The organism is Bradyrhizobium sp. CCBAU 11386 (genome assembly GCF_028128955.1).
In the GTDB taxonomy this organism is placed as follows: Bacteria; Pseudomonadota; Alphaproteobacteria; order Rhizobiales; family Xanthobacteraceae; genus Bradyrhizobium.
This window is the reverse complement of record NZ_LBKA01000124.1, coordinates 1-3,938: the sequence shown is the minus strand read 5'-3', so window position 1 is coordinate 3,938 and position 3,938 is coordinate 1. Positions and strand designations below refer to the sequence as shown.

The 3,938-nt window shown below is 58.3% G+C and carries 2 protein-coding genes and 1 pseudogene; all 3 read right to left on the bottom strand.

Going from position 1 to position 3,938, the window contains the following annotated elements; all coding sequences use genetic code 11:
* Positions 1-10: 10 nt before the first annotated feature.
* Positions 11-1,924 carry an adenylate/guanylate cyclase domain-containing protein gene (locus XI09_RS08855; protein WP_271566498.1) on the bottom strand — a complete coding sequence of 638 codons (1,914 nt, stop codon included), beginning with the start codon at positions 1,922-1,924 and terminating at the stop codon, positions 11-13.
* 300 nt (positions 1,925-2,224) lie between these two features.
* A complete protein-coding gene (locus XI09_RS08850) occupies positions 2,225-3,223 on the bottom strand; it encodes an alpha/beta fold hydrolase (RefSeq protein ID WP_271566497.1) in 999 nt (332 codons plus the stop codon).
* Between the two features lie 361 nt (positions 3,224-3,584).
* Positions 3,585-3,938, bottom strand: a pseudogene (locus XI09_RS08845) (hypothetical protein); the annotation flags it as partial.

Below are 3,938 nucleotides of genomic sequence, written 5' to 3'. Positions count from 1 at the left end.
TATGCGGAAGTCACTGCTCCGGCAGCCCCGCTTTGCGCAACGCTCCTTCCACGTAAGCGCGCTGCTCCACGTAGGCAGGATCGTCCGACAGATCGGTGGCCCGGAATTTCGCAAGACTGGTGTAGTTCGGATTCAGGCGACCGGCCGCCGCGAGTGCCGCGCGGGCAGCTGATAGATCGTCTTTGATAGCCATGATCGCGGCGTAGTAAAGCTGGCCATATGCCAGTCTCGGATTCGTCGCCACCGACCTGCTGAGCCAGGTTAGCGCCTCATCATCGCGCCTGAGCAGGATCATTGCGCGCCCCATTTCAAACTGCCACGTTCCAAGACCCGGGTCGCGTGGACTGAGTTCGATGGCGCGTTCGAACAGCGAGATTGCGTCAAGAGATTTCCCGGTGAAGACGAACGTCTCGCCAAGAAAAAGCGTCGTTGTCGGTATGTTGCCGTTGATTTGCAGTGAGATCCTGTACTGCTCGGCGGCCTCCTTCTGCCGGCGCTGTGCCTGCAGGACACGGGCGCGCAACGCATGAGCGGCCGCATTATTCGGATCGAGCCTGACTGCTTGCTGCGATAGCTCGTCGGCGCGACGTAAATCTCCTGCCGGGTCGGGGGATTGTCCATTGATCACCAGATTGGCTAGTGTCAGGGAAAGTCCTGTCATTGCCCTTAATGTATGCGGATCAATTTCAAGCGCATGCTCGAACAGGCGCCGAGCTTCCTCACGCGTCTCGGGCGTGGTCGGCTTGTACACGGCAGCCCATCCCTGCAAGGCAAGGTCCGACGCGGTGGGATTGGTCTGGTGCTCCAGTTCGATGCTGCGGGCCGCGAGAACAACCAGTTCCAATCCCAGCATGCGGGCGATCCGGCCGGTTATGTCATCCTGCAATTCCAGATAGTTGCTGCGCGGACGATCGAAGCGGTCCGACCAGACATGGCCGCCAGTTTCTGTATCGATCAGCTGCGCGTTGACTCGAACCTGATCGCCGGCGCGCTGCACGCTACCTTCGAGCGCGAAGCGGACACCGAGTTCACGCCCGATCTGGCGGGCATCGATCGACTTGCCCTTGTAGGTAAACGCCGTGTTGCGCGCGATAACGAAGCTGCCCTGAATTCGCGAGAGATCTGTTGTCAGGCCGTCCGTGACCGCATCCGCGAAATAATCCTGTCCCGGATCGCCACTTAGGTTGGAGAAGGGAAGCACGACAATGGATAAGCGCGGTGCTGTCCTGGGTGACGGAACGGTTTTTGAGGACTGGACGAACAATGATGTGACGCCCGTCAGACCTAGCAGATACCACGTACCGCCGCCGATGGCCGCGAAAGCGAGGACTACGGCCGCGGCCACTGTCATTGATCGGGTGCCTGACTTCGCGAGTGACGGTAGCCGCAGGTCGGTCGGATCGACTATAAACACCTGCACTGGCTCGGCGATGTTTTTTAGGCGTCGTTTGCCCCAATCGTGCATCGCAACGGCAATCTTGCCCTTGACCTGATCGTAGGCCGCGCGCGACAGGCAGACGCCGCCCGGAGGCGCAATGTTCTCCAAGCGCGCGGCCACATTGACCCCATCGCCCATCAGGTCGCCGTCGGATTCGACCACCACATCACCGAGATTGATGCCGATGCGGAAACTGATCTCCTTGTCGGAAGCCATACCGACATTTCGATCGATCATCTGGCGCTGCAACTCGACGGCGCACCGGACGGCGTCGACGACGGAGGCGAACTCCACCAGCATTCCATCCCCGGTCGTTTTAACTATGTGACCATGATGGGTCGAGATGGCCGGATCGACGACGTCTTTTCGCAGCATCCGGAGCCTGGTAATGGTGCCTTCTTCGTCGGCACCTGTCAGCCGACTATAGCCAGCCACGTCCGCGGCCAGGATCGCGGCAAGTCGGCGTTCGACGTGCTGCTCGAGCACAATCCATCCCTCAGCATTTGACAGAAGGACTCTAGCATAACGGCGAGCTACCAGAAGCTTGACTCTGCACCATCGACGAGCGCCAGCCAACGGAGTTCCCTACACGGGTCGTTAGTGACACGTCCGGTTCGGGTCATTCGCGACCGGGTCGAGCCAGCAGCAAGTCCGGCCATGTCCGCTATGTCCCGATAGCGATCCAATTCCGCAACGCAGCGAAATGACGCGATGTGCCAACAGCCGACCTTCGACAAGGTAGCGGTTTTCTGGCAGGGCCTGCGACCGCAGACCGGCTATAGGTTGTCACGCAGCAAGGAATGGTTTCACTTCGGCCAACGTTTCATCCGGCACTTCTTCGGCCAGCCAGTGGCTAGACGCCAAACCCTTGCCCGATACTTGCCTTGCTCGCTCTCGCCATATTGCGAGCACATCGTATTTTCGGCCGACGAGGCCCTTCGCGCCCCAAAGCACCAAAACCGGGCACGCGATCTTTTTGTCCATGTCTGCTTCATCGTGGACGAGATCTATCGAGCCCGCCGCCCGATAGTCCTCGCAAGAAGCGTGAATGGCTGCCGGATCACTAAAACATCGGCGATATTCAGCATAGGCCTCCGGCTCAATGTATTTTGGCAAAGCTGATCCCATGAAGAGCTTAAGTACCGTATCGACGTTATTCCCGATGAGGGTCTCAGGAAATGGAGCGGGTAGGATAAGGAAGAACCAGTGAAAATAAGCGGAGGCGAATTGCCGATCCGTCGTCTTGTACATGTAATGGGTGGGGATGATGTCCATCATAACCAGTTTGGTGAGCCTGTCCGGATGATCGAGTGCCAAGCGATGGCCTACGCGCGCCCCTCGATCATGGCTAACCATGGCGAATTGTTTGAAACCAAGCTGTTCCATTACTTCGACTTGATCCAAAGCCATGGCGCGCTTTGAATAATTGATGTGATTGTCTCCATCTTCTGGCTTGCCGCTGTCGCCGTAGCCCCGAAGATCTGGAATGACCACCGTGTAGTTTGCCGAAAGCTGGGGAGCGATCTTACGCCATTCAACGTGAGTTTGTGGATAGCCATGCAGAAGCAAGATCGGTGGGCCATTGCCTCCGACGAGCACATTAATGGTCGTTCCACTAGTTTGGATTGTGTGGCGTCGGGAGCCCGGGAAGAAGTTGGACGGGACGTCGGCCGGCGTCTGAGCGAGGGCGGGCAAGGCCTGTGCAGCAAATCCCGCAGCCATGGCCCCCACGGAAGCTCCAAGAAAGGAACGACGCGCCAACGGAGAAGAATTAAAGTCGGACATGAGATTTCCTCCTCTAACCTAATCGCTTGCGCAGATATGCAGAGCTGCGCCAGCAGCACTCAAGATCCAAACGGGCATGGTCTGCGACTGAGGGACGACGGCAGCCGACCGTCGCAACTTCGGTTTTGGATCACGAGCTAACTCATGCATCGCAGCGCAGAGTAGCCTAACCCTACCACACAGCTGACACTAATGGGACACTGTGCGCTGCAGTGATTCTGGTAGCCGACTTCCGCAAGGGGTCAAAGGCTGCCCTTGTTAGCCGGCATGACCTTGGTCGGCACACTTCCCGGAAGCTGACGTCGCGGCGTTCAGAGCTTTGGTCAGCCACGGGGCCATGACCGGACATCGGGTGGTGGGGTTAACTCAACTTGCTATCCGCAAGCGCCGTGCGCAGGAGCATGTCATAGTGATCACCCAAAGCGACTAGTGCAGTAGCCCCATCACCGGAAAATGACGAGCCATGCATGGTGGCCAGTACCTTCGGCTTAAGTGCCGCCAGCTTGCGAACCGTCGCGCCCGTGGTCGGGCCAAGACTGGTGTAGTGGAACAGACTCTCCGCCGCAATTGACTGTTCGATAATGTCGTTCTCGGTGATCGCTGGGCCGTTCCCAACGCGCGTAAATAGGTCTCTGCTGATTCCGCTCGATGTCGCCCACCATTCCGGAATGATCTCGCCCACCGTTCCGATTTGATGTCGCCCACCATTCCGAGA

Coding starts and splice junctions, on each gene's coding strand:
- XI09_RS08850 (WP_271566497.1), bottom strand. CDS start 3,223: ATGTCCGACTTTAATTCTTCTCCGTTGGCGCGTCGTTCCTTTCTTGGA.